22 protein-coding genes and 1 pseudogene are annotated in these 24,523 nt (G+C 71.7%); 13 read left to right on the top strand and 10 right to left on the bottom strand.

Annotated elements, in window-relative coordinates:
• Positions 1-67 precede the first annotated feature (67 nt).
• The 4 genes and pseudogenes from BEK98_RS51115 to BEK98_RS18435 form a co-directional block, all read right to left on the bottom strand.
• Positions 68-277, bottom strand: a pseudogene (locus tag BEK98_RS51115) (alpha/beta fold hydrolase); the annotation flags it as partial.
• A gap of 50 nt (positions 278-327) precedes the next feature.
• Positions 328-735 (bottom strand): hypothetical protein, encoded by a 408-nt coding sequence (locus tag BEK98_RS18445; protein ID WP_208643137.1) that lies wholly within the window; start codon positions 733-735, stop codon positions 328-330.
• A complete protein-coding gene (locus BEK98_RS18440) occupies positions 732-1,217 on the bottom strand; it encodes an SRPBCC family protein (protein ID WP_094217703.1) in 486 nt (161 codons plus the stop codon). Before BEK98_RS18440 ends, BEK98_RS18445 begins: the two co-directional genes overlap by 4 nt.
• A 79-nt stretch (positions 1,218-1,296) precedes the next feature.
• Entirely contained in the window at positions 1,297-3,576 is a 2,280-nt protein-coding gene (locus BEK98_RS18435) for an MMPL family transporter (RefSeq protein WP_094217648.1), read from the bottom strand.
• A gap of 218 nt (positions 3,577-3,794) precedes the next feature.
• On the opposite strand from BEK98_RS18435, the gene BEK98_RS18430 reads away from it, so the two are divergent.
• The 11 genes from BEK98_RS18430 to BEK98_RS18380 all read left to right on the top strand — a co-directional run bounded on the left by BEK98_RS18430 (position 3,795) and on the right by BEK98_RS18380 (position 16,852).
• Positions 3,795-4,520: a response regulator transcription factor gene (locus tag BEK98_RS18430; protein ID WP_244201891.1), complete on the top strand. Its 726-nt coding sequence runs from the start codon at positions 3,795-3,797 to the stop codon at positions 4,518-4,520.
• Between the two features lie 34 nt (positions 4,521-4,554).
• The gene (locus BEK98_RS18425) at positions 4,555-5,961 is read left to right on the top strand and encodes a sensor histidine kinase (RefSeq protein WP_143684129.1); all 1,407 of its coding nucleotides are present in this window, start codon (positions 4,555-4,557) and stop codon (positions 5,959-5,961) included.
• Between the two features lie 139 nt (positions 5,962-6,100).
• The gene (locus BEK98_RS18420; RefSeq protein ID WP_094217646.1) at positions 6,101-7,237 is read left to right on the top strand and encodes an acyl-CoA dehydrogenase family protein; all 1,137 of its coding nucleotides are present in this window, start codon (positions 6,101-6,103) and stop codon (positions 7,235-7,237) included.
• Between the two features lie 139 nt (positions 7,238-7,376).
• A complete protein-coding gene (locus tag BEK98_RS18415; RefSeq protein ID WP_094217645.1) occupies positions 7,377-8,432 on the top strand; it encodes an SDR family oxidoreductase in 1,056 nt (351 codons plus the stop codon).
• Positions 8,429-9,715 (top strand): aspartate aminotransferase family protein, encoded by a 1,287-nt coding sequence (locus tag BEK98_RS18410; protein WP_094217644.1) that lies wholly within the window; start codon positions 8,429-8,431, stop codon positions 9,713-9,715. The genes BEK98_RS18415 and BEK98_RS18410 overlap by 4 nt, the downstream gene beginning before the upstream one ends.
• Before the next feature lie 3 nt (positions 9,716-9,718).
• On the top strand, positions 9,719-10,201 hold the full coding sequence (locus BEK98_RS18405) for a type II toxin-antitoxin system RatA family toxin (RefSeq protein ID WP_094217643.1): 483 nt from the start codon (positions 9,719-9,721) through the stop codon (positions 10,199-10,201).
• A gap of 1 nt (position 10,202) precedes the next feature.
• The gene (locus tag BEK98_RS18400; protein ID WP_094217642.1) at positions 10,203-10,730 is read left to right on the top strand and encodes a flavin reductase family protein; all 528 of its coding nucleotides are present in this window, start codon (positions 10,203-10,205) and stop codon (positions 10,728-10,730) included.
• Between the two features lie 18 nt (positions 10,731-10,748).
• Entirely contained in the window at positions 10,749-11,636 is an 888-nt protein-coding gene (locus tag BEK98_RS18395; protein ID WP_094217641.1) for a formyltransferase family protein, read from the top strand.
• 86 nt (positions 11,637-11,722) lie between these two features.
• Complete coding sequence (locus BEK98_RS18390) at positions 11,723-13,888, top strand: ATP-binding SpoIIE family protein phosphatase (RefSeq protein ID WP_094217640.1); 2,166 nt, start codon at positions 11,723-11,725, stop codon at positions 13,886-13,888.
• Positions 13,889-14,054: 166 nt separating this feature from the next.
• A complete protein-coding gene (locus BEK98_RS18385) occupies positions 14,055-16,361 on the top strand; it encodes a molybdopterin cofactor-binding domain-containing protein (RefSeq protein WP_094217639.1) in 2,307 nt (768 codons plus the stop codon).
• 14 nt (positions 16,362-16,375) lie between these two features.
• Entirely contained in the window at positions 16,376-16,852 is a 477-nt protein-coding gene (locus tag BEK98_RS18380; RefSeq protein WP_094217638.1) for a (2Fe-2S)-binding protein, read from the top strand.
• A gap of 104 nt (positions 16,853-16,956) precedes the next feature.
• Here BEK98_RS18380 and BEK98_RS18375 read toward each other — a convergent pair whose 3' ends face one another.
• On the bottom strand, positions 16,957-17,532 hold the full coding sequence (locus tag BEK98_RS18375; protein WP_094217637.1) for a TetR/AcrR family transcriptional regulator: 576 nt from the start codon (positions 17,530-17,532) through the stop codon (positions 16,957-16,959).
• Positions 17,533-17,649: 117 nt separating this feature from the next.
• Here BEK98_RS18375 and BEK98_RS18370 point away from each other — a divergent pair, with 117 nt between their 5' ends.
• The gene (locus tag BEK98_RS18370) at positions 17,650-18,798 is read left to right on the top strand and encodes an FAD-dependent oxidoreductase (RefSeq protein ID WP_244201890.1); all 1,149 of its coding nucleotides are present in this window, start codon (positions 17,650-17,652) and stop codon (positions 18,796-18,798) included.
• Between the two features lie 50 nt (positions 18,799-18,848).
• Here the strand turns inward: BEK98_RS18370 and glpK are convergent, their stop codons facing one another.
• Positions 18,849-20,363: a glycerol kinase GlpK gene (gene glpK, locus BEK98_RS18365; protein ID WP_094217636.1), complete on the bottom strand. Its 1,515-nt coding sequence runs from the start codon at positions 20,361-20,363 to the stop codon at positions 18,849-18,851.
• Positions 20,364-20,408: 45 nt separating this feature from the next.
• Positions 20,409-21,176 (bottom strand): IclR family transcriptional regulator, encoded by a 768-nt coding sequence (locus BEK98_RS18360; RefSeq protein WP_094217635.1) that lies wholly within the window; start codon positions 21,174-21,176, stop codon positions 20,409-20,411.
• 199 nt (positions 21,177-21,375) lie between these two features.
• On the opposite strand from BEK98_RS18360, the gene BEK98_RS18355 reads away from it, so the two are divergent.
• Positions 21,376-21,801, top strand: coding sequence for an ATP-binding protein (locus BEK98_RS18355; protein WP_094217634.1), 426 nt, complete (start codon positions 21,376-21,378; stop codon positions 21,799-21,801).
• Here the strand turns inward: BEK98_RS18355 and BEK98_RS18350 are convergent.
• The 3 genes from BEK98_RS18350 to BEK98_RS18340 all read right to left on the bottom strand — a co-directional run bounded on the left by BEK98_RS18350 (position 21,741) and on the right by BEK98_RS18340 (position 24,504).
• Positions 21,741-23,030, bottom strand: a complete 1,290-nt coding sequence (locus BEK98_RS18350; RefSeq protein WP_244201889.1) for a PP2C family protein-serine/threonine phosphatase — start codon at positions 23,028-23,030, stop codon at positions 21,741-21,743. The two genes, BEK98_RS18355 and BEK98_RS18350, sit on opposite strands and share 61 nt — an antisense overlap.
• Before the next feature lie 99 nt (positions 23,031-23,129).
• Positions 23,130-23,888: an IclR family transcriptional regulator gene (locus tag BEK98_RS18345; RefSeq protein WP_094217633.1), complete on the bottom strand. Its 759-nt coding sequence runs from the start codon at positions 23,886-23,888 to the stop codon at positions 23,130-23,132.
• A 43-nt stretch (positions 23,889-23,931) separates the two neighbouring features.
• Entirely contained in the window at positions 23,932-24,504 is a 573-nt protein-coding gene (locus BEK98_RS18340; RefSeq protein ID WP_094217632.1) for a DUF6817 domain-containing protein, read from the bottom strand.
• Positions 24,505-24,523 lie beyond the last annotated feature (19 nt).

Below are 24,523 nucleotides of genomic sequence, written 5' to 3'. Positions count from 1 at the left end.
CGGGCGCGGTCACCTGCGGATGCAGCACCCGCGTGATCCCCGCGAACGCGTCCGCGCCCGCCATGGGGACGATCGCCCGCACCAGCTCCGGGTGCCGCACGGCGAAGCGGACGGCCACGGGCCCGCCCAGCGAGTGCCCCAGGAACACCGCGCGCCGCAGCCGCAGTTCACGGCTGAGCGCCGCCGCGGCATCGGCGAACCCGTCGAGCGAGTAGCCGCCGGCCGGGCGAGGCGGGCCTGGCGTAGTCGTCCGTGTACACCACGGTGCGCAGGTCAGGGAGAGCCGGCATGGTCGTCTCCTCCTGCCGATGGACTGCGTTCACGTGCTCAGGCGGTCCGGCGCGAAGCGGCGCGCAGGCGACGGCGGGTCACGGCCGCGAGGGCGACCCAGGCGAAGGCCGTCGTCGCGAAGGAGGCTGCGACGGCGGAGCGGTAGACCGGGTGCTGCTCCGCCTCCGGTGCGAGGGCGGGGGGTACGAAGGACAGAGCGTTCGTCCAGCCGCCGACGACGAGGGGCGCGGCCACCCAGCGGGGCATGTCGGGGACGGCGGTGCCGGCCATGGCGACCAGCGATCCCATGATGATCAAGTCGAGATGGAACTGCCGGATGCGCTGAGGAGCCTTGATCCCGGCGCGGCGCAGCCGGTCGGCGTCCGTGACGGCGAGGGCGTACGGGAAGCCGGTGGCGGCTCCGAGGGCGATCTGCGTCAGTCCGGAGAGCACGATGCGGTTCATGAACGTGTCCTTTCGTTCCCGTCGTTCTCCAAGGCCTCCGCCGCGGACTTGAGCCGGGCGAGGGTGTGTTCGATGTTGCGGCGGTTGCGGGCGGCGCGGTCGAGGACTCCGGTGGTGAGCACGGAGATCACGCGCAGGACAGGGCCGCGCTGGTCGCGGGTGCTCTCGGTGACCCGGCAGCCGTGCGCGGTCGGCACGATGTCGTAGCGCCAGCAGGAGACAGGGCGGCCGAACAGGGTGACCCGGAACGCGAAGCATCGTTCGGGCGCGGCGTGCGTCACGGTCGCCGTCGTACGCCACAGCATCGGGCCGTGGTGGTTGGTGCCGCGGAACCGCTCGCCCGCCCTCGCGGTGAACTCCCCCGGCGCCACTCGGCACTCGGCGACGAACCGCCTCCACTGGGACAGGTCCGTGACGAGGCGGTAGACGGTCCGGGGGCGGGCGGAGACATGGACGCTCCCGACGGCGGTCGGCTCGTGCATCACGCGCTACCCCTTCCTGCTCGGCGCCGTTTCCGGACGGCGCACGGCCCTCCCCTGACGCACAGCCGTCCGCAGGGCGTCAGGCCTCCTTCAGGCCAAGGCGCTCGTGCAGGCGGCGCAGCGGCTTCGGAGCCCACCAGTTGGCGCGTCCGGCCAGCCTCATCACGGCCGGGACGAGGAGACCGCGGACGACCGTGGCGTCCATGATCACGGCCAGGGCCAGTCCCACACCGAGCAGCTTGAGGAGGGTGAGCCCGGAGGTGGCGAAGGCGGCCATGACCGTGGCGAAGAGCAGCGCGGCGGCGCTCACCAGCCGGCCGGTGCGCTCCAGACCCAGGGCTACGGCCCGGGTGTTGTCCCCGGTTTCCATGTAGACCTCCCTGATCCGGGAGAGCAGGAAGACCTCGTAGTCCATGGACAGGCCGAAGGCGACGCAGAACATCAGGACCGGCATGCTGATGTCCAGGAGACCGGTGACGGTGAAGTCGCCCACCAGCCACTGCAGATGGCCGTCCTGGAAGACGTACACCATGGCACCGAACGTGGCGCTCAGGCTGAGCAGGTTGAAGACGACCGCCTTGAGCGGGATGAGCAGACTGCCGGTGAACAGGAAGAGCAGGACCAGCGTCGTACCGGCGATGATCAGCCCGGTCCACGGCAGCCCCGCCGCCAGCGCGTCGCGGGTGTCCACCAGCAGGGCCGCCTGGCCGCCCACGAGGACGGTCCCCGGCGCGCCCGGCGCGCCGCGCAGTCGCTGCACCAGGCGGGTGCCCGCGTCGGAGTACGGCTCGACCGAGGGGACGACGGACATCCAGGTGGCCCCCGGGGCCCGGAAACGCACGGCCGCCGGACCGGGCTGCGCCACCTGCCGGCCGTTGACGTACGAGCCGGTCGCCGCGTCCACCCGGAAGACGCCCGGCAGGGCGGACATCCGGGCGGCGAAGGAGCCGACCCGGCCCGCGTCGGCGTCGGTTTCGGGCAGGACGACCGAGAGTGCGGAGGACTCACCGCTGTCGAAGTCGTCCCGCAGCGCCTGGGCGGCGACATGGGCGGGGGCGGAGGCGGGCAGCTCCCGGTCGTCGGTGATGCCGAACGAGGCGCGGATGAACGGCAGTCCGAGGGTGACCAGCACCGCGACGACCGCCAGGGCGAAGAGCACGGGCCGGCGCATGACGGCGGTGGCCAGCCAGTGCCAGAAACCGGACTCCTCGGTCGCGGGCCCGCGTTCGCGCCGGTGCGGGACCAGTCGGCGCAGCGCACGGTTGATGTTCCAGGCGTCGATGCGGCGCCCGAGCAGCGCCAGCAGGGCGGGAAGGACGACCACGGCGCCGACCGCGGCCAGGGCTACGACCGCCATGCCGGCGTACGCGAACGAGCGCAGGAAGTAGAGCGGGAAGACGAGCAGACCGGCCAGGGACAGGGCCACGGTCACCGAGGAGAACAGCACGGTACGGCCGGCGGTACGCACCGTCTGCGCGATGGCCTCGGTGACGTCCCGGCCCGAGGCCAGCTCCTCCCGGTAGCGGGTGACGACGAACAGGCTGTAGTCGATGGCCAGTCCGAGCCCGAGCGCCGTGGTGATGTTGGTGGAGAACACCGACACCGACGTCACCGCCGACAGCAGACGCAGCACGAGGAACGTGCCGAGGACCGACAGCAGTCCCACGGCGAGCGGCAGGGCCGCCGCCACCGCGCTGCCGAAGACCACGAGCAGGATCAGCAGGGTCGCCGGGGCGGTGATGGCCTCGGCCTTGGCCAGGTCCTCCTCGCTGCGCTTCTCGATCTCCACGGAGACCTGGGCGGAGCCGGTGACGGACACGTCGAGGACACCCTGTCTCCCCCCGACCTTCGGGACCAGGCGCTTGGCGGTGGCGCGGAAGTCGTCCTCGCTGCCACCGAGCCGGACGAGCACCAGGGCGGACCGTCCGTCCCTGGAGCGCAGCGGGGCCGCGCCGGGCATCGTCCAGTACGAGCCCGCGGACAGCACGCCCGGGGCTTTCGCGACCCGTTCGGTCAGTTCGCGGCCCGCGGCGGACGCGGAGGGGGCGTCCACGGAGCCGGGCGCGCGGGCCACCAGCACCAGGTTCGGAACGCCGGACTTGAACCGGTCGGCGAGAAACCGTTCCGCCTTGCTGGACTCGGACTTCGGATCGGTGAATCCCCCGCTGGACAGCCGCTGGGCGACGTCACCGCCCAGGGCCGCCGCGATGGCCACGACCACGAGGGTCAGCAGCAGGACGAGCAGCCGTCGGCGGGCCACGGCCCGGCCCAGCGCCGCCAGGCGGGAACGTCCGCCCGGCGGCGATGGGGTGCGGGACGCCTCGTGTTCGGGCGTGGTCCTGGTGGATGTGTCGCTCACAGCAGCTCCCAGGGGCGCAAGGCTCCGCGGCGACGGGGCACGGACGGCGGGGGCTGCCGCCCGATCGCCGCGGAGCGGGTGTCACCGACGGTAGGGAGGTGAGGGACAGCGGAGTCACAGGCGCAGTTCAGACGAACTGCAATTCCCTTCCGGCCGGTTACCACTAAACTCCTTAGTAGAACAGCTCACGGGGCCGGCCCAGAGGACCGGGCCGAGCCATGACCGACACGGGGGAACCGATGAACATCCTGGTCGTGGAGGACGACGTGCGCGTGGCGGACGCCCTGAGTGCGGCGCTGAGCATGCGCGGGCACGAGACCGTCGTCGTACACAGCGGCGCCGACGCGCTGGAGCGCCTGGACGGCTGCGAGTTCGTGCTCCTGGATCTGGGGCTGCCGGACCTGGACGGGGTCGAGGTGTGCAAGCGCATCCGGGCCCTGTCCCCGGTACCGGTCATCGCCCTGACGGCACGCGCCGAGGAGATCGACCGGGTGATGGGCCTGCTCGCGGGTGCCGACGACTACGTCGTCAAGCCGTACAGCGTGCACGAGCTGAACGCGCGGATCGAGGCCGTGTCCCGGCGCTCCTGCCGCTGTGGTCTCGGCGAGCGGGGGCACGACCCCGCGTGCCACGGCGGTGCGCGGGAGCTGCTGACCGCCGAGGGCCTGGAGATGGATCTGCGCAGCCGGTCGGCCACGCTGGAGGGCAGGCGGCTGCAGCTCACCCGCAAGGAGTTCGACCTCCTGGTGATGCTGGTGGAGGAACCCGAGACGGTCCACACCAGGGAGGCGATCATCTCCCGGGTGTGGGACGAGAACTGGTACGGATCGACCCGCACCCTCGACGTGCACGTCGGAAGTCTGCGCAACAAACTCGGGTCCTACGACTGGGTCGAGACACTGCGCGGCGTCGGCTTCCGCCTCGGCTCACCGGGAAAGCGGTGACCGCGCCGACCGGAGCCGCGGGGAGGTGCCGGCCGTGCGCCGCCGTCTGCTGACCACCTATCTGTCACTGACCGCGATCCTGCTGCTGGCGCTGGGGATCCCACTCGCCCTGAGCCTCTCCATGATCGAGTACCACCACCTGGCCATCGCCCAGGTCAACGAGACCGAGAAGCTGGCGGCCTCGGCGGCCCGCACGGCCGCTCCCGCGTCCGACACCGCCTGGGCCGGGCAGGCCACGGAGTACGGCAGACGCAAGGACAGCGTCGTGCTGCTCTTCGACAACAGGGGCGAGGTGGCCTTCACCACGCGCCCGGGGACGCGGGTCGGCCGCCGGGAGTGGCGGCTGATCGTGCGGCGCGCGCTGGACGGGCGGCCGAACCTTCCGCTGAACTACCCCTTCAACATCTCCGCCAAGCCGTCGTTCGTCGCCTCCCCGGTCTTCGAGCACGGGCGGACGATCGCGGCGGTCGCCACCCTCGCGCCCACCACGTCCCTGCGCTCCCGGGCGATGGGGCAGAACGCCGTGCTGCTCGGCGTCGCCGGGCTGGGACTGCTGGCCGCCAGCGTGGCCTCCGTACCGTTGTCCCGGTGGAGTCTGCGCCCCGTGCGGCAGCTGCACCGCGCGGTCGGCGCGATCGCGCAGGGCCGGTACGACACGCGGGCGCCGGGGGACAGCGGTCCGGCGGAGATCCGCGAACTCGCGGCGGCCGTCAACGCGATGACGGACCGGCTCGTCGCGCTGATCGAAACCCAGCGGAGCTTCGTCGCGGACGCCTCGCACCAGTTGCGCAATCCGCTCACCGCGCTCCGGCTGCGCATCGACGTGCTGGAGAGCGCGGTCACCGAGGCCGGCCGGCCCCATCTGACGGTGGCCGTCGACGAGGCCGAGCGCCTCGGCCGGATCCTCGACGAACTGCTGGTGGTCGCCCGGGCCGCCGAGCCCGGGCACGGGGCGGTGCCGGTGGAGGTCCGCTCGGTCGCCGAGTCCCGCGCCCGCGCCTGGAGCGCCCAGGCGTCGGCCGGCGACGTCACCGTCGTGGTCAAGGGCGAGAAGGCGGTGGCCTCCTGCCAACCCGGTGTCCTCGACCAGGTACTGGACGTGCTCCTGGACAACGCACTGGGCTTCTCGCCGCCCGGCGGGCGGGTCACCGTACGGACCCGGGCCGACGACACGCGGGTGCGGGTGACGGTCGAGGACGAGGGACCAGGCATGCCGCCCGAGAACCTGGCGCGGGCGACGGACCGGTTCTGGCGCGGCGAGCAGCACGGCGACCGCAGGGGCTCCGGACTGGGTCTGGCCATCGCCACGACACTGCTCGAAGCCGGCGACGGCGCGCTCCGGTTGTCCGCGGCCGAACCGCACGGCCTGATCGCCGAGGTGGACCTCAAGCGGGACATGCCAGGGGTGGCAGCGGTCACCCGCACGCGGAACTCTTCGTGACCCAAGGACGGTTCAAACCCTTTCCGGCCAAGTGCAGAAACGCCTGACGGGGAGTTGCCACTCCTCTGCACAGACCCTGCACCGCACACCCCTAGCGTCGTGAACGTCCCAGACCGAACGCGTGCACCAAGGGGGAAGCATGCGATTTCTGCGCCACGAACGCGCCGTGCTCGACGAGTTGCTGCCAGGACTCGACGACACGTTGACCGACTACCCGTGGGAGGTTCTGGAGCGGCCCGAGAGCCCGGCCTTCGAGGCGTTCAGGAAGGTGGGCGGGCCCGCTCTGCTGGTGCCCTCCGAACACTCCGGCACCGGCGCCGACGCGGTCCAGGCCGTACGCGTCCAGCGTGCCGTGGCCTCCCGGTCGCCGTCGCTGGCCGTGGCCACGACCATGCACCACTTCTCCGTGGCCGGCCTCGTCGAGACCCATCGGGCCACCCAGGGGCTGGAGTGGATGCTCCTGGAGGGCGTCGCACGGGACGGCCTCCTCCTGGCCTCCGGGTTCGCCGAGGGGCAGCCCGGCCGGCACATCCTGTCCCCGACCATGCGGGCCGAGCAGGCTCAGGACGGACAGATCCTGATCTCCGGCAGCAAGCGGCCGTGCAGCCTCGCCCGGTCGATGGACCTGCTCACCGCGTCCGTCACCGTGCCTCTCCCCGACGGCGGGGGCACGCAGATGGCCGTGGCCCTGATCCCGGCGGACTCGCACGGCCTGCGGGTGGAACCGTTCTGGCGCACGCCCCTGCTGGCCGGCGCGGAGAGCGAGGCGGTCGTGCTGGACCGCGTCCCGGTGCCCGAGGACCTGCTGGTGCGGATCGACCCCGGGGCCGCCGGGGGGCTCGACTCGCTGCAGACCGCCGGGTTCCTGTGGTTCGAGCTGCTCATGACGGCCACGTACCTGGGTGTCGCGAGTGCCCTGGCCGAGCGCGTCCTGCGCGCAGACCGCGTCCCGGTCACCGAACAGGCCGCTCTGGTGGTCGAGTTGGAGGCCGTGATGGGCTCCGTCGAGGGCATCGCCCACCGGCTGGGCGCCGGCTTCGGCGGTCAGGAGGCGCTGGCGGCGGCGCTGGTGTGCCGGTACGCCGCGCAGGACTCCATCGCCCGCGCCGTCCAGCGCTGTGTGGAGTCGCTCGGCGGGATGGCCTTCATCAGCGATCCGCAGGTCGCCTACCTGGCCGGCTGCACCCAGGCCCTCGCCTTCCACCCGCCGTCCCGGTCCCGCATGGCCGGAGCCCTCCGCGACTACTTCGCGGGTGCGGCGCTGACCATGGCGTGAGCCGGACGCACCTGCACCGCCCGGCACCCGGGTACGCCTGACCGCCGCCACCCCGGTACACCTCACCGCCCCTCCCCCACACCTCACTTCTTCCTCGACTCCGCGGCACGCCCGCGTGAGCCCCGCCAGGAGATCTCCCTTGAACAAGCGCAAGACCGTCCTGCTCACCGGTGCGTCCGGCGTGCTCGGCAGCGCCCTGCTGCCCCTGCTGGGCCGCCATCGCGTCATCGCCCTCATCCACACCTCCCATGTCCCGGCCGAACAGGTCCGCGGCGATCTCGCCGCACCCCGGCTGGGCGTGGACGACGCCACGTACCAGTGGCTCACGGACATCGTCGACACCGTCGTGCACTGCGGCGCCACCACCGACTTCGGAGCCGGTGCCCAGGCCACTGCCGAGCTGAACACGCGCGGCACGGAGCGCGTCATCGAGTTCGCCGGCCGCGCCGGCGCCGAACTCCTCTACGTCAGCACGGCTTTCGTGGCCCGAACGGACCTGACCCGGCAGACCGCCGGGCGCGCCCAGGGCGAGGCGACCGCGGTTCCCGACCACTACCTGGACTCCAAGCGGGCAGCCGAGCAACGGGTACGCGCCTCAGGGCTGCCGTACACCATCGCCCGTCCCTCGGTCGTCATCGGCGACCGGGCCACCGGGTTCATCCCCCGGTTCCAGGGACTGCACGGCATCGTGACGGCGCTGCTCAAGGGCACCGTGCCGCTGCTCCCGCTCGATCCCTCCGCCCGTGCCGACGTCATCCCGCGGGACACGGCCGCCCAGGCGCTCGCCGCGCTCGTGGACCTGCCGTTCGCCGGTGCCGAGCACTGGCTGACCGTGGGCGAGGCGGCGCCGACGGCGGGAGAGGTCGTCCAGGCCTGTCAGGACCGCGCCGAGGCCTTCGGCATCCCGATGCCCAGGCCGCGCCTGGTCGACCCGGACATGGTCGACCGGCTGGTCCGTCCCGTCTTCATCGACCCGCTGCCGCCGGCCGCCCGCCGCCGGTTCGACGACATGCTGGCGATGACGGCGCTGTTCGACACCGCCGCCCCGCTCCCGTGCACGCTCGGCGACGTCCCGGGCGGCCCGGGATCGCTCACCGCCGACGAGGTCCGCGACGCCGTGAACGCGTCGATCGACCACCTCGCGCACGCCAGGAACCTGGTCCGCACCCGTACGCCCGAGGGGATGGCCGCGTGACCCCGGAGCAGCGCCAGGTCGACCCCGCCGCCGTCGCCGAGGGCTACCGGCGCCACATCAGCCGCGGCCGGGCCCGGCTCGCGGAGGTGACCGGCGGCCTGGTGGAGGTCGCCTCCAAGGGCGTCCACGTCTGGGACGCGCACGGGCGCCGCTACATCGACTGCGGCGGCTACGGCGTGTTCCTTCTCGGCCACCAGCATCCCAAGGTCGTCCAGGCAGTCGGCACGCAGCTGCGCAGGCACGCCCTGGCCACGCGGATCCTGCTCGAACCCGTGGCGGCCAGGGCGGCCGAGGCGCTGGCCGCCGTCGCCCCGGCCGGTCTGGAGTACGTCCACTTCGTCAACTCCGGCGCGGAGGCGACGGAAGCGGCGATCAAACTGGCCCGCGCGCACGGCAAGCGCCACCTCGTCTCGACCGCCGGCGGCTACCACGGCAAGACCATGGGCGCGCTCAGCCTCACCGCCCGGGAGCTGTACCAGGCACCGTTCCGACCGCTGGTCCCCGACGTCCAGCACGTGCCGTACGGCGACGCCGATGCCCTGGAGCAGGCGCTGGCGGCCACGCCCGACGCCTGCGTCGTCCTGGAGCCCGTGCAGGGCGAGAACGGCGTCGTCATCCCGCCGTCCGGCTACCTGACGGCGGTCCAGCGGGCCTGCCGCACCCATGGCGCGCTGCTGGTGCTCGACGAGGTGCAGACCGGCCTCGGGCGGCTGGGGACCTGGTGGGGCGCGGACCGCGAAGGCATCACCCCGGACATCCTGCTGGTCGGCAAGAACCTGTCCGGCGGCGTGATCCCGGTGGCGGCGATGGTCGCCACGGCGGAGGCCTACGCGCCGTTCAGCCGCGACCCCTTCATCCACACCTCCACCTTCGCGGGCTCCCCGGTCGCGTGCGCCGCCGCGGCGGCCGCCGTCGAGACCATCGCGGCCGAGGGGCTGGTCGAGCGGGCGGCGCGCATCGGCACCCGACTGCGCGACGACCTGTCCGCGCTGCTGCACGAGGTCTGCCCCCATCTCGTCCGCGAGGTGCGGGGAGCCGGGCTGCTCATCGCCGTCGAACTCGTCGACGAAGGGGTCGCCGGAGATCTCGTGATGGAGCTGATGGACTGCGGGGTCCTGGTCAACCACTCGCTCAACGCCCACCGGGTCCTGCGCCTCACCCCGCCCGCGGTCATCGGCCGCAACGACACCATCGCTCTGCTGGACGCCGTCCACCGCGCCGCCACGGCGGTCGCCGCCCGCCACCCCGAACCCCAGCCCCAGCTCGCCGAGAGGACCGCCTGAACCATGCGACACGTAGCGATCGAGGCCCTGCTGCCCGGCTCGGATCCGCTGACCGTCTTCGAACGACTCAAGGACTTCGAGCGCTATCCCGCGCACACCGACGCCGTACGCGAGGTCACCGTCCGCACCGAACCCGACGGCACCCTCCTGTCGGAGTGGTCGGTGAACTTCCGCAACGGCGAACTCCGCTGGTCCGAACGGGACACGGTGGACACCGAGAACCTGGCCCTCCGCTTCGAGCAGGTCGACGGCGACTTCGAGCGCTTCGACGGCGCCTGGACCGTCCTGGGGACGGGAGACGACACGACGGTCCGCTTCGCCGCGGACTTCGACCTCGGCATGCCCTCCCTGGAACGCATCATCGACCCGATCGCCGAGCGGACCCTGCGGGAGAACATCAGCGCGATCCTCGTCGGACTGCTCGGCGACACGCTCGTCTTCGTCACGGCGATGGACGCCGACGACCTGCAGACCACCGGAGGCTGAGATGCCGTCCACCTCCTCGGCCCCTGCGGTGCCGCCCCCACCGGCCCCCACCGGGGTCCCCCTGGCACCGGCGCTGCGCGCCGCCTTCTCCCAACTCCCCACAGGCGTCACCGTCATCACGACCACGACGGCGGCCGGGCCCGCCGGCGTCACCGCCAGCGCCGTCTGCTCGCTGTCCCTCGACCCGCCCCTCGTCCTGCTGGGCATCGGAGCCCGGTCGCAGACCCTGGAACGCATCCGCTCCCGCGGGACCTTCCTGGTCAACGTGCTGCCGGTCGGCGCCTCGGCGACGGCCTCGGCCTTCGCCGCGCCCGGCACGTCCCCCGAAGCCCGCTTCACGGCGGTGCCCTGGCACACGTACGCGAACATGCCCGCCCTGGACGACGCGCTGGCCTGGGTCGCGTGCTCGGTCGAACGGACCCACCCGGGCGGCGACCACGTCATCGTCATCGGACGCGCCCTCGACTGCCGCCACCGGGACGGGCAGCCACTCGTCCGGCACGCCGGCCGCTACCGCCAACTCGCCTGAGCCACCCAGGAGGTGACCATGCCTCGCATCGCCCTGTTCAGCACCGAATGCGCCCAGCTCGGGGACGCGCTGGAGACGATCATCGAACGGCACCACGACGAGATCGCGGTCGTCGTCACCAGCGACGTGTACGCCACCAGCCGCGGCGGCCTCCTCCAGCAGACGTACCGCAACGTGCGCCGCTCCGGGCTCGCCTTCATGACGTACCTGACCTGCTCGTTCATGCTCTACCCCGCCGCGATCCACGTCGACCGGCTGCTCGCCCCCCTGCGTGGCGGCCGGCGCACCCGCCGCTCGGTCGCGGAACTGTGCGAGGCCTACGGCATCCTGCACATCCGGACCGGCAACGTGAACGCGCCCGAGGTCGCCGCGCAACTGGAGAGGGCCGACCTCGACTTCATCGTCATCTACTGGTTCGACCAGATCATCCGCGAACGGGTCATCTCCGCGCCCCGGCGCGCGGTGATCAACGTGCACGCCGCCTTCCTGCCGCACTGCCGCGGCCTGTTCCCCACCCTCTTCAGCGCCCTGGAGCCGGGCACGCCGTTCGGCATCTCGGCTCATCTGATCGAGAACCGGGAGATCGACGCGGGCCCCGTCCTCGCCCAGCGCACCACCTCCCCGCCCCCGGGCCGCAGTGTCCTGTTCAACGACTCCTGGGTCAATCGCGCGGGGGTCGGCATGCTGGACGAGGTCCTGGCCGACTTCGACCGGCTCCTCGACGAGGCACGGCCACAACCGGAGGGAGGCTCCTACCACTCCTACCCCGAGCGCCACCACATCGCCCAGGCGCGCAGGGAGGGCCTGCGGCTCGTCACGCTGCGGGACTTCCTGGCCGTCGTCCGCGGCACCGGGGCCACCGACGCCGACGGGCACCTGCCCGACACGGGCCGCACCGGGCAGTGAAGCCCTTCGGCTGACCGGCCCCGCGCGCCCGGCGGCTAGCAGCGCTAGAACGGGCGCGCGTCCGGGCGTTTCGGTACGTTTTCATCATGGGGACCGAGGTCGATGCGTTCCTTCGTCGTCTGGCTCGGCAGTTCAGGCCGCAGGTGAACCAGTCGGTCGACATGATGGTGCAACGCTTGCACAGCGAGTTTCCCGAGCTGTTGCAGGACAAGGATCTCGCCGCCCTGTCGGCGCAGGAGACGACCGGACACGTCACCACCTTTCTGGATGTCCTCGAGCACGGCCTCGACGTGACCGAGGTGAAGGCGCCTTCCGACTCCTTGGAGGTCGGTCGCAGGTTCGCTCAGGGCGGGATACCGATCAGTACGCTCCTGCGTTCCTACCGGCTCGGCCACATGACCCTGCTCCAGCTGATGCAACGCGAGGCCGCCCGTCTCACCAGTGACTCGAAGCTGGTCAACGAGGCGACGGTCAAACTCGTCGAGACGGCTTTCGCCTACGTCGACCGCGGCTCGGAAGAGGTCGTCGCCGCATACCAGGAGGAGCGCGACCGCCGGCTGCAGCGGCGCCTCATCCTGACCAACGAGGCGAGCAGGCGGATCGGGACCACCCTCGACACCGCCCGCACCGCTCAGGAGCTGGCAGACCTCGGCACCGAGGACTTCGCCGACCTCGTCACGGTCGACCTCCTCGACTCCGTTCTGCACGAGGAGGGCACGTACCCGCCGACGGACACACCCGTGCTGTGCCGCATCGCCCAGCGGTCCGTCCTGGACGGCTGCCCGGATTCCGCGGTCGCCACAGGTCACACGCACACGTATCCCGCGGGGTCGGAGCCGGCTCGCGCACTGGCCACGGGACAGGCCCTGCTGCACCGCGTCACGGCCTCCGGCCTGCCCGCGTGGTGGGCACCGGCTCCGGACAGCGGACGCACCCTGCGAGGCCCTGGCTTCCACTCGATGCTTCTGGTGCCTCTGCGGGCCCGCGGAGAAACCCTGGGTCTCGCCCAGTTCTCCCGCCATCGAACCGCCGCCCTCTTCGACGACGACGATCTCCTCCTGGCTCAGGAGATCGTGGCCAGAGCGGCCGTGTCCATCGACAACGCCCGCCGGTACACCCACGAGCGCTCCACCGCGCTCACCCTGCAGCGCAGCCTGCTGCCGCAACGCGCGGTGGAGCAGTCCGCCGTCGACACGGCCTCCCGCTACCTGCCCACCGGATCCCGCGCGGGCGTGGGCGGTGACTGGTACGACGTGATACCGCTGTCCGGAGCCCGCGTCGCCCTCGTCGTGGGTGACGTCGTCGGCCGCGGTCTGCACGCCTCCGCCACCATGGGCCGCCTGCGCACGGCCGTCCGCGCCTTCGCGGACATCGACCTGATGCCCGACGAACTGCTCACGCATCTGGACGACGTGGTCATCCGCCTGCAGCGCGAGGAGGCGCGGGACGAGGGCGAGATCAGCGCCACCTGCCTGTACGCGGTCTACGACCCCGTCTCCCACCTGTGCTCCCTGGCCAGCGCCGGCCATGTGCTGCCGGCCGTGGCGACTCCCCCGACCGCCGACGGCGACGCCCCGGCGTCCCACGCCGTCGCCTTCCCGGAGATGCCGATCGGACCGCCCCTGGGCCTGGGCGGGCTCCCCTTCGAAACCACCCAGCTCGAACTGCCGGAGGGCAGCCTTCTGGCGCTGTACACCGACGGCCTCCTCGAGAGCCGTGTGCGTGACGTGGACACCGCACGCACGGTGCTGAGCGACATCCTCGCCCGGGCGCCGAAGTCGCTGGACGAGACCTGCGACGGTCTGCTGGCCGCGCTCCTGCCGAGCCGCCCGTCCGATGACGTCGCCCTGCTCCTGGCGCGGACCCGGGCACTCGACCCCGACCACGTCGCCACGCTGGACCTTCCGTCCGACCCGGCGGCCGTCTCCGGGGCCCGCGCCTACGCGTCCGACAGGCTGGCCGCCTGGGGCCTGGAAGAGCTGGGCTTCACCACGGAACTGGTGGTCAGCGAACTGGTGACGAACGCGATCCGCTACGGCAAGAGCCCCATCCAGCTGCGGATGATCCTCCAGTCCACGCTGACCTGCGAGGTCTTCGACGCCGGCAGCACCGCTCCACACCTGCGCCGTGCGCGGACCTTCGACGAGGGCGGCCGCGGTCTGCTCCTGGTCGCCCAGTTCACCGAGCGCTGGGGCACCCGGCACAGCCGCGACGGAAAGGTCATCTGGGCGGAACAGGCCATCCCTGCCTGAGGCCATGTCCCCCGAGCCTCCGTGGTTCGTCGGCAACCGGACCGCCGACGGAGCGGGACCCCTGCTGTACACCCGGAAGTGCGTGATAGAACCACCGAGTTGGGTGGTGACAGAGTCACGCGGCCGGCGGAAGTGGCCATGGTGGCGTAGAGCGGAGGTCCCGTCGATGACCAGCGCCGATCGTTCGACGCACCCGGAATCCGGAACGCACGTCGTCGGGCGCAGGCGGTTCCTCGGCTACGTGCTCGCGGCCTCCACCCTGGTGGCCGCCGCCGAGCTGGGTGCGGCGCCGGAGGCCGAGGCCGGCATTCCGTCACCGGAACCCACGGAACTGCTCGACCTCAACGACGTGATGACCGCGGCGGCTCTGCCGACCTCGGACCTGATCACCGTCGAGGTCCACACGGACGGCACCGTCTCGTTCGCGCTGCCGCGGGCCGAGGTGGGGCAGGGGATCACCACGTCGACGGCCATGCTGATCGCCGAGGAGATGGACGTACCGCTGGAGCGGGTGCGGGTCACCCTGGCCGACGCGCGGCCGGAGCTGCTGTTCAACCAGCTCACCGGCGCGTCCAACACGACCATATCGACCTACCGTCCGATCCGGGTCGCCGCCGCGGTCGCCCGGGGCCGGCTGCTGCAGGCCGCGGCGGTCGAGCTGGGCGCGGTGGTCACCGACCTCACCCTGAAGGCCGGAGTCGTCACCGATCTCGCGGGCCGGAGCATCGGCATCGGCGCACTCGCCGAGAAGGCCGCGAGCGTGCGGACCCAGCAGGTGGCCGTGGAGCTCAAGCCCCGCGCGGACTTCACCGTCATCGGCACACCGCGCAACCGGATCGACGCGCTCGCCGCGGTCACCGGGCGCAAGAAGTTCACGATGGATCTCGACATCCCGGACGCCAGGCCGACGATGGTGTGCCGTCCGCCGACCATCAACGGCACGGTCGGATCGGTGTCCAACCTGGACGAGGTGCGCGCCATGCCGGGCGTCACCGACGCCGTCGTGATCTCCACCGGAGTGGCGGTGCGCGCGGAGACCTTCGGCCAGTGCATCGACGCCGTACGCGCCCTGCGCGTGGTGTGGCGACCCGGAACCGCGGAAGGACAGTCCGACGAGTCGGTGCTGGAGGACCTGCGAGCCGCCGAACTGCCCCTCGGGCTCCCGCCGCTGACCCCGAGCGTGGAAGGGAAGTTCACCTTCAGCTTCCGTGGGAACAGCGCGCTGGAACCCAACTGCGCGATAGCCGACGTGCGGGACGACCGCGCCGATGTGTGGGCGTCTCTCAAGTCGCCGATCGTCGCCCAGGAGACCATCGCCGCCCGACTCGGGCTTCCGGCCCACGCGGTCACCGTGCACGTCGCCCAAGGCGGCGGGTCCTTCGGGCGGAAGCTGTTCTTCGACGCCGCGCTGGAAGCCGCGGAGACCTCCCAGAAGATGGGCAAGCCGGTCAAGCTCATGTGGCACCGGGCCGACGACTGCCGTCAGGGGCGCGCCCACCCCATGGCCACCTCACGTGTGCGCATCTCCTACCTCGGCAACACCGTGCTCGGCTACCAGCAGCGCCACACCAGCGTCGCCACGGACCTGAGCCATGGGCTCGGCGAGGTCTTCACCGCCCTGGCCGCGAGGCTGCCGGTGGGCGACGCCGGTTTCTCCGAGACGTTCTTCCAGCTCTCCCAGTCGATGCCCTACGACTTCGGTGTCAGCAGCCGGCTGCTCAGCGAGACGAACAAGGACTTCAACACCGGGAGCATGCGCAACGTCTACTCGCCCGACGTCACCTGCGCCCGGGAGCTGGTCGTCGATCGGCTCGCGGCGAAGACGGGCAAGGACCCCTTCCGGTTCCGGCGCGCGTTCCTGCACGACGATCGCTCCCGGGCCGTGCTGGACAAGGTCGCCGAAGTCGGTGACTGGGGGCGGACGATGCCGGCCGGCACCGCACAGGGCATCGCCTTCCACTCCGAGTACCACTCCGTCAGCGCGGCGCTGGTGGAGATCGACTGCCGGCCGGAGACCGTCAACCGTCCCGTCCGCGACGGTGTGGCCGGACCGCGCGTCACCAAGGCCGTCTTCGCCGTGGACGTCGGCCTCGCCGTCAACCCGCGCGGTCTGGAAGCCCAGATGATGGGCGGCGTCATGGACGGCATCGCGCAGACCCTCACCTCCAGCCTGCACCTGCGCGACGGGTACTTCCTCGAGGCGAGCTGGGACAACTACTTCTACACCCGGCAGTGGAACACACCGCCCGAGCTGGAGATCATCGTCATGCCGACCACCACGGGCGAGCCCGGCGGTGCGGGGGAACTCGGCGTCGCCGCGTCGATGGCCGCGGTGGCCTGTGCCTACGGCCGCGCCACGGGCACCATGCCGACGCGCTTTCCGATCAACCACGGCACGCTCTCCTTCACGCCCAAACCGACCGTCCCGCCCATCCCTCCGTCCCCGACCGACGGCCTGGACCACGCCTACTGACGCAAGGAGCCTCCGTGCCCGAGCACACTTTCCGCCTCAACGGCGAGCAGGTCACCGTCGATGTCGACGACGACCTGCGGCTGTTGTGGGTGCTGCGCGACGTTCTGGGCGTCACCGGTCCCAAGTACGGCTGCGGCATCAACGTCTGCAAGGCGTGCACCAGCCACCTCAACGGCAAGGCGGTCAACCCCTGTGCGATTCCGGTCGGGAACCTGAAGCCGACCGACGAAGTCACCACCATCGAAGGACTTCCGGCCACGGTGGGGGCGGACCTGCACCCGATGCAGCAGGCGTGGCTCGACCATGACGTGGCCCAGTGCGGCTACTGCCAGCCGGGCCAGATCATGGCCGCCGTCGCGCTGGTCCGCCGCGCCGCCGAGGAGGGCCGCGAGATCACCGACGCCGACCTGGACGGCATCCGCAACATATGTCGCTGCGGCACCTACTTCCGTATCCGCGAGGCCATCAAGTCCGGGGCCGCGAACATGTGACCGGTCCACTTCACGACCCGGTCCGGACAAGGAGCACGCCGAGACCTCTTCGCCGAGCGGTTGGCCGCAGGGGCGCCGGTTGACCGCCTTCGCCGCGTGATCCGTCAGGCGGCGCCCCAGCCGTCTTGGAGGAGAGCGAAGGCGGCGTCCATGGCGCGTTCGGGGTCGTCGGTGCGATGGGCGAAGGCCGAGGTCTCCAGGGCGAAGTGGGCAAGTGCGGCGCACCGGTGGTCGTCGGGCCGACTGCCGGTGGCCTCGGCGATGGCACGGGCGAGGGCGTCCTGGTGGCGCATCCACATGCGGTGCCCGTACTCGCTCAGGGCCGGCGTGTCATTGACGAGGCGCGCGAAGGCGGCGAACCGTGCATCCCAGTCCCCGGCACTGGTCCGTACCCGCTTGATGTGCGCGCACAGCGCCTGGGGGATGCCCTGGCCCTCCGGCCGGTCGCGGACGGCGGCGACGAGGCCGGCCTCCTGCTCGGTGTCCTCGTCGAAGACGAGCGCTTCCTTGGTGGGGAAGTACTTGAGCAGCGTGGTGGTCGAGACGTCCACGGCGTCTGCGATGTCGCGGATGGTGACGCTGTCGTAGCCGCGTTCGAGGAACAGGCTCAGGGCGGTGTCGGCCAGCGCCTGGCGGGTGGCGGCCTTCTTGCGCTCGCGGCGCCCCACGGTTGCAGTCATGCCTGCATCATAAAGAAAAGACGCCGACATAAAAAGTTGGGTCGTTGCACTTTTTGGGTGAGTGTGTTTTTGTGGTTGCGCAAGTTCAAGTGCATCAGCATGAGAGAAGGCGCCACTGTGAACGCCACCACCCCCCGCATCGCGGTCATCGGAGCCGGCCCCGGCGGACTGACGTGCGCCCGCATCCTCCAGCGGCACGACATCCCCGTCACGGTCTACGATCTCGACGCTTCTCCCGCCGCCCGCGACCAGGGCGGCACCCTGGACATGCACCCCGACACCGGCCAGTACGCTCTGCGTGCGGCCGACTTGCTGGACGACTTCCTCGCCTTGGCCCGCCCCGAGGGCCAGCAGATGCGCCTGGTCGGCGCCGACGGCCGGATCGTGTTCGACGGCATCCCGCCCGAGGCCGACACCACCGAGGGCAACCCCGAGATCGACCGCGGCCGGCTGCACAGCCTCCTGCTGGACTCTCTCAAGCCCGGCACCGTGCACTGGGCCCACAAAGTCACCCGCGTCGAGCCCGTCGGCGACGGCATCCACCGTCTGCACTTCGCCGACGGCACCACCACCGACGCCGAGCTCGTCATCGGCGCCGACGGCGCCTGGTCCAAGGTCCGCCGCCTGCTGACGGATGCGACGCCCCGCTACACCGGTGTCACCTTCGTCGAGGCCGGATTCAACGACGTCGACACCCGCCATCCCCGCCTCGCGGCACTCACTGCCGCCGGCACCATGATGGCCCTCCACAACCAGCAGGGCTTCGTCTCCCAGCGCAACAGCGGCGGACACATCCGCGTCTACGTCGCCATGCGAACCGACGAGGACTGGCACCAGCAGGCCGGGCTCGACCTCACCGACACCGCTGCCGTGCGTGACACCCTCCTGAGCCGGTTCACCGGCTGGAGCGACCACCTGCTCGGGTTCATCACCGACAGCGACACGGGCTACGTCAACCGCCCCCTGTACGCCCTGCCCGTCCCACACACCTGGACGCACACGCCCGGCCTCACCCTCCTGGGCGACGCCGCCCACCTCATGTCCCCGTTCTCCGGGATGGGTGCCAACCTCGCCATGCTCGACGGCGCCGACCTCGCCCAGGCCCTCATCGACAACGCCACCATCGACCAGGCCGTCACCGCCTACGAGAAGATCCTGCTGCCGCGCTCCGTCGAAGCCGCCGAAGCAGCAGCCGGGGCCATCGACGACGCCTTCAGCCCCGACGGCGCCGCCCAGGTCCTCGCCCACATGACCCAGCACCACTGACCCAGCACGCGAGTTGTCGCAAACGCCGCAGGTCTGACGGAGAGCCCGGCTCAGGAAGGTCGCGGTGGTCTGACCCACCCCAGGGAGCGCTCCACGGCCCGCTGCCAGTTCTCGTACTCCCACTGGCGCCGTTCGGGGTCCATGTCGGGGAGCCACTGCCCGGCCCGGTGCCAGTTGCGGCGCAGTACCTCCAGGTCGGGCCAGTAGCCGGCGGCGAGTCCGGCCGCGTAGGCGGCGCCGAGGGAGACCGTCTCGGCGACCATGGGCCGTACCACGGGCACGTCGAGGACGTCGGCCACGAACTGCATGAGCAGGTTGTCCGCCGTCATGCCGCCGTCCACCTTGAGCTGGGTGAGGGCGAGGGAGGAGTCGGCGTTCATGGCGTCGACGACCTCCCGGGTCTGCCAGCCGGTGGCCTCCAGGACCGCACGCGCCAGGTGTCCCTTGGTGATGTACGAGGTGAGGCCGACGATGACCCCGCGCGCGTCGCTGCGCCAGTGGGGTGCGAACAGGCCCGAGAACGCGGGGACGATGTAGCAGCCGCCGTTGTCCTCGACCGTCCGCGCGAGGGTCTCGATCTCCGGGGCGCTGCTGATCAGTCCCAGGCGGTCGCGGAACCACTGGACCAGTGCGCCGGTGACGGCGATCGAACCTTCCAGGGCGTAGACCGGCTGCTGGTCCCCGATCTTGTAGGCGACGGTGGTGAGGAGTCCGTTCCGGGACCGCACCAGGTCGTTGCCGGTGTTGAGCAGCAGGAAGCTGCCCGTTCCGTAGGTGCACTTCGCCTCGCCCGGGGAGAAGCAGGTCTGGCCGAAGAGGGCGGCCTGCTGGTCGCCGAGGGCTGCCGTGATGGAGACGCCCGGGAGCAGCGCGCGGGCGTCGTCGTACAGCTCGGCGGACGATCGGATCTCGGGCAGCATCGAGCGGGGCACACCGAAGAAGGAGAGCAGCTCCTCGTCCCAGGTGAGGGTGCGGATGTTCATCAGCATCGTGCGGCTGGCGTTGGTGGGGTCGGTGATGTGCAGGCCGCCGTCGGCGCCCCCGGTGAGGTTCCAGATCAGCCAGCTCTCGATCGTTCCGAACAGCACCTCGCCGTCCTTCGCACGCTGTTCCAGGCCCTTGACGTGGTCGAACAGCCAGCGGATCCGCAGCGCCGAGAAGTAGGTGGAGGGCGGCAGACCGCAGCGCTCCAGGAAGAACTCCTCTCCGGGGCGCTGTCCGAACTCCTCGACGAGCGGCCCCGTGCGGGTGTCCTGCCAGACGATCGCCCGGCCCAGCGGGGCGCCCGTGTGCCGGTTCCAGAGCACGGTGGTCTCCCGCTGGTTGGCCAGGCCGATGGCGGCGACCTGTCCCGCGTCGAGGCCGGCGCCGGACAGTGCCTCGGGCACGACGCGCTGCAGGTTGTGCCAGATCTCGACGGCGTCGTGCTCGACCCAGCCGGGCCGGGGAAAGTGCTGCTGGTGCTCCCTCTGTGCGACCGACACCAGCCGTCCACGGTGGTCGAACAGAATGCATCGGGTGGAGTTGGTGCCCTGATCGATGGACATTACGTACCGTTCAGCCATGATCGGGTCTGCCTTCCGACGGGTCGGGGAGCGGCCGGTCCGGGTCTACCAGCGAGTGGCCCCCAGGTCTCTGGAGATCGCCCGCGCGGCCTCGCGGATCAGGGTGATCTGGCTCGGGCGGGGGCGGCCCTGGCTGTCACAGATCCGCTCGACGTGCCCGGACAGCCCGATCGCGCCGACGACGAGGCCGCCGTGGCCCCGGATCGGCGCGGCGAGCCCGGCCTCGCCCATGCTCATCTCCTGGATCTCGGCGGCCCAGCCGAGTTCCCGGACCTCGGCGAGCGCCCGGGTCAGCTGCTCGGGGGTGACCAGGGTGTGCCGGGTGTACGCCTCCAGCTGCGCCGCCTGCTCCGGGTCGAGGGATGCGGCCCCGTAGGCCAGCAGTACCTTGCCGAGCGAGGAGGCGTGCAGGGGCAGCAGGGAGCCCACGTCCAGGGTCTGGAACGTGTCGTCCGGGCGGAACACGTGGTGGACGACGAGCACCATGCCCTCCAGCGGGGTCCCCAGACGGACCGCCTCCCCGCTGCGGGCGGCGAGGGCGTCGGCCCAGTTGAGGGAGCGCGACCGCAGCTCGTTGACGTCCAGGTAGCTGGTGCCGAGGTGCAGCAGGGCGGCCCCGAGCTGGTACTTCCCGGTCGCCGCGTCCTGTTCCACGAAGTCCACGTGCTGGAGGGTGCGCAGGATGCCGTGGGCGGTGCCCTTCGCCAGGCCGAGCGAGGCCGCCACCTCGCCGAGCCCGAGTCGGCGGGGCCCGGCGGCGAGCAGCCGCAGGATCGCCGCCGCCCGTTCGATCGACTGGACTGGGCCGGCCATGAAGCGAGCGTATTACCGCCACGGCCGCTTCGCTTCACGGGCGGACGGGCCGTGCCGGCTTCGGGCGGGACGCGGGGCGTTCGATAATGCCGACCGCTGTTCATTGACCCGCCCGGTTTGTCTCCATACCTTTCTTCGAGGCCCGGAAACGCGCCTGCACGACAGGCGCCCGACCGGCAGGAAGACCCGAGGAGAGAACATGGCGGCTCAGCTGAATACGCTGCTTCGGGAGGCATGCGAACACGTGTGTCCGCTGCCTCCCGTCGCCGGCGCCGTCCCGGCCGTACGCCGCCGGGTACGGGCCGTCCTCGCCGACTGGCAGGTGTCCGCGGAGATCGTCGAGGACGCGCTGCTGATGGTGTCCGAGCTGGTCACCAACGCGATCGTGCACGCCCTGCCCCCGGCCAGGCTGCGCCTGTCGTGGGTGCGGGTCGACGAGCGCTGCACCCTGCGCGTCGAGGTCACCGACACCGGATCCGCGTTTCCGGTGGGACAGCCCCGGGTCGGGATCGACCCGGACGAGCACGGCCGGGGCGAGGCGATCGTCCACGCCCTCGCGAGCCGTCACGGCATACGCGTCCACTCGGGCGGGGTCACCCGGTGGGCCGACCTCGTCGCGATCTGAAGCCCGACCTCTGACCCAACCTCTGTCCTGACCTCTGTCCCGACCTCTGTCCCGACCTCCGACCCGGCCTCTGACCGGGACTGCGCGGGCACCGGTTCGGCCATGGTCCGCTTGCGCAGCAGGAGCAGCGCGGCGTCGTCGTGCAGCCGGCCGCCCACATGGGCGAGCAGCTCGTCATGGAGCGCGGTGAGCGTACGCGCCGGCTCGTCGCACGCGTGCCGGGCCACCCCTTCGGCCAGCGGGTAGAACTCGCGAGCGTGATCGCGGGCCTCGGTGACCCCGTCGGTGTAGAGCAGCAGCTGATCCCCGTCGGCGAAGGGCAGCAGCTGCAGGTGCGGGGCCTGAGCCGACAGGGCGCGCAGCCCGAGCGGCGGAGCGGGATGGGAGGGCTCCACCGCCACGACCTCTCCGGACGCCGAGATCAGCAGCGGAGGCGCGTGCCCGCAGTTCACCACCTCCAGCTGCTCCCCCGTCCCGGGGTATCCGGCGACCACGGCGGTGACGAAGTCGTCGGCGCCGAGGTTGCGCGCCAGGCTCCGCTCGATCCGGCCGACGACGGCGAGCAGGTCGGGCTCGTCATAGGCGGCCTCACGGAAGACACCGAGCACGAGTGCGGCGGTACTCACCGCGGGCAGCCCCTTGCCGCGCACGTCACCGACGATCAGCCGGACCCCGTGCGGGGTGGACACCAGGGCGTAGAGATCCCCGCCGATGCGGGCCTCCGCCGCTGCGGCGCTGTAGCGGACGGCGACCTGGAACGGGCCCACGGTCTCCGGGACGGGCTGCAGGAGGGCGTGCTGGGCGGCCTCGGCGACCGTGCGGACGGCCGCGAGGACCCGTTCCCGACGGCCGGTCAGCGCGCTGGCCAGGGCACTGGCCGCGGTGACGGCCAGCAGGGCGGACAGGACGGCCACCAGTTCGCGATCGGGAACCCCGCCCTCGGTGCCGAGCAGCGCGCCCAGCACCGTGGCCAGGAGACCGACGCAGAGCACACCGCGCGGCCCGTTGGTGGTGGCGGCCAGCGCGGGTGCGGCCACCAGGAGCGGCAGGCAGATCATCCCCGCGCCTCCGGTGAGGTCGACGAGCACGATGACGGTTACGATCAGCACCGGCAGCACGGGCAGTCCGGCAGCGAGCTGCCCGGCGGCACGCCGGTGGGCAGCCGCCCGGGGCCGGCCCGCTCGGTTGCTCGTCAGCCGCATCGGCCAGTGGTGTCGCGCCTGGCTCATCTCTCGTCCGCAGTCCTCACCTGTACGGGGCATACACCCGGAATGTCCGTTTCACATAAGGAAACGGGTTGGGTGCGGGCGGCCACAAGGCGCGGATTTTCAGATAGTGAGAGAGAGGCTCCTGGTCACGCGGTTCGCGGTCGGGATCAGCCGGGCCCGGATCTCCTCGAGTCTGGCATGCCGCTCCACCGGCAGGGAGACGCCGAGCGAGCCGAGCGTGTCCCCCGCGTAGACGGGAACGGCGACGCACACGGTGCCCAGGCTGTACTCCTCCAGGTCCGTGACGGCCGGTGCCATCGGGGACTGGTCGAGTCTGCGGATCAGTTCCGGAGCGCTGGTGACGGTCCGTGGCGTGAGGTCGGCGAGGTGGTGCCTGGACAGGTAGTCCCGGCGGGAGTCGTCGTCCAGTTCCCGCAGCACGGACTTGCCGAGCGCGGTGGCGTGTCCGGCGTCCTCCATCCCCACCCAGAGGTCCACCCGGGGTGTCCGGGGACCGTCGACGATCTCGGCGACCCTGATCTCGCCGTCCTCGTAGAACGTGAGGTAGGTGGCGGTCACCAGCTCGTCCCGCAGCGCGGCGAGCGTCGGGCGGACGCGGCTGAGCAGCGTCTGCACGCTGCCCGCCGTGTGCAGCGACTTCAGCTTGTCGCCCAGGACGAAGCCGCCGTCGTCGAGTTTGCTCAGGTAGCCGTCGTGGACCAGGGTCCGCAGCAGGTGATAGGCGGTGGCCAGGGGCAGCCCGGTCTCGCGTGCCAGCTGCTTCGCCGGCGCGCCGTTCGCGTGCGCGCTCACCGCCTCCAGCAGCCGGAAGGCCCGCTGCACGGACGAGATGAGCGTGGGGCCGTCCTGAACGCCCATACGAACAGACTGCGCCGGGCAATCGGCACAGGCAAGGCAGGGATCACCGCCCGGGCGCGCCGAGGACCGTACGGCAGTCGAGCCACGCGTCGGCGCTCAGCAGGTCCTGGAAGCGGGTGAAGAGGGCGAGGAGGTCCGGGCCCCACCGGTCGCGGAAGGCGGGGTCGACGCGGGCGAGGTCGAGTTCGTTCGCGGCCGACAGCTCGGCGAAGTCCCGGCGCGGCTGCGGCTCCGGAACCAGGGAACGGCCGGTGAAGCGGTCGTGGAAGGGGGCACCGGGCCGGGCGAGATCCGGGTAGGTGGCCTTCCGGTCGCAGGAGGCGTACAGGTAGACGATCGCCTCGGCCTCGGTGCCGATCACCGCCGCGAGGTCGGTACGGCGGTCCACGGGCAGCAGTCCGGTCGGAAAGCCGTCGGTGCCGTAGAACGCGTGGCAGAGCCCGGCGAGCTGGAGGGCGGGGCGGGCCCGCCACACGGCGAGCCGAGCCTGTACGCGCCGCAGGTGCGCGAGGAGGGTGCCGCCCGGGTGGGCCATGTCTTCCGCCCCCAGCGCGCGCAGCAGGGCCACGGCCTGGTCGGCGGCGGCAGGGGAAGCGGGCTCGGCGTTCGTGTCCATGCCACTTACGCTTCCATGT

The sequence above is a fragment of the Streptomyces diastatochromogenes genome (genome assembly GCF_002242805.1).
Lineage (GTDB): Bacteria > Actinomycetota > Actinomycetes > Streptomycetales > Streptomycetaceae > Streptomyces > Streptomyces diastatochromogenes.
Note: the sequence above shows the minus strand (reverse complement) of the source record. Positions and strands in the feature narration are given on the sequence as shown.

Excerpts from the sequence above, each read along its gene's own strand:
- BEK98_RS18385 (WP_094217639.1), top strand. The coding sequence starts at position 14,055 with ATGACCAGCGCCGATCGTTCGACGCACCCGGAATCCGGAACGCACGTC.
- BEK98_RS18405 (WP_094217643.1), top strand. The coding sequence starts at position 9,719 with ATGCGACACGTAGCGATCGAGGCCCTGCTGCCCGGCTCGGATCCGCTG.
- BEK98_RS18355 (WP_094217634.1), top strand. The coding sequence starts at position 21,376 with ATGGCGGCTCAGCTGAATACGCTGCTTCGGGAGGCATGCGAACACGTG.
- BEK98_RS18340 (WP_094217632.1), bottom strand. The coding sequence starts at position 24,504 with ATGGACACGAACGCCGAGCCCGCTTCCCCTGCCGCCGCCGACCAGGCC.
- BEK98_RS18390 (WP_094217640.1), top strand. The coding sequence starts at position 11,723 with ATGGGGACCGAGGTCGATGCGTTCCTTCGTCGTCTGGCTCGGCAGTTC.
- BEK98_RS18395 (WP_094217641.1), top strand. The coding sequence starts at position 10,749 with ATGCCTCGCATCGCCCTGTTCAGCACCGAATGCGCCCAGCTCGGGGAC.
- BEK98_RS18440 (WP_094217703.1), bottom strand. The coding sequence starts at position 1,217 with ATGCACGAGCCGACCGCCGTCGGGAGCGTCCATGTCTCCGCCCGCCCC.
- BEK98_RS18360 (WP_094217635.1), bottom strand. The coding sequence starts at position 21,176 with ATGGCCGGCCCAGTCCAGTCGATCGAACGGGCGGCGGCGATCCTGCGG.
- BEK98_RS18420 (WP_094217646.1), top strand. The coding sequence starts at position 6,101 with ATGCGATTTCTGCGCCACGAACGCGCCGTGCTCGACGAGTTGCTGCCA.
- BEK98_RS18430 (WP_244201891.1), top strand. The coding sequence starts at position 3,795 with ATGACCGACACGGGGGAACCGATGAACATCCTGGTCGTGGAGGACGAC.
- BEK98_RS18400 (WP_094217642.1), top strand. The coding sequence starts at position 10,203 with ATGCCGTCCACCTCCTCGGCCCCTGCGGTGCCGCCCCCACCGGCCCCC.
- glpK (WP_094217636.1), bottom strand. The coding sequence starts at position 20,363 with ATGGCTGAACGGTACGTAATGTCCATCGATCAGGGCACCAACTCCACC.
- BEK98_RS18445 (WP_208643137.1), bottom strand. The coding sequence starts at position 735 with ATGAACCGCATCGTGCTCTCCGGACTGACGCAGATCGCCCTCGGAGCC.
- BEK98_RS18375 (WP_094217637.1), bottom strand. The coding sequence starts at position 17,532 with ATGACTGCAACCGTGGGGCGCCGCGAGCGCAAGAAGGCCGCCACCCGC.
- BEK98_RS18350 (WP_244201889.1), bottom strand. The coding sequence starts at position 23,030 with ATGAGCCAGGCGCGACACCACTGGCCGATGCGGCTGACGAGCAACCGA.
- BEK98_RS18345 (WP_094217633.1), bottom strand. The coding sequence starts at position 23,888 with ATGGGCGTTCAGGACGGCCCCACGCTCATCTCGTCCGTGCAGCGGGCC.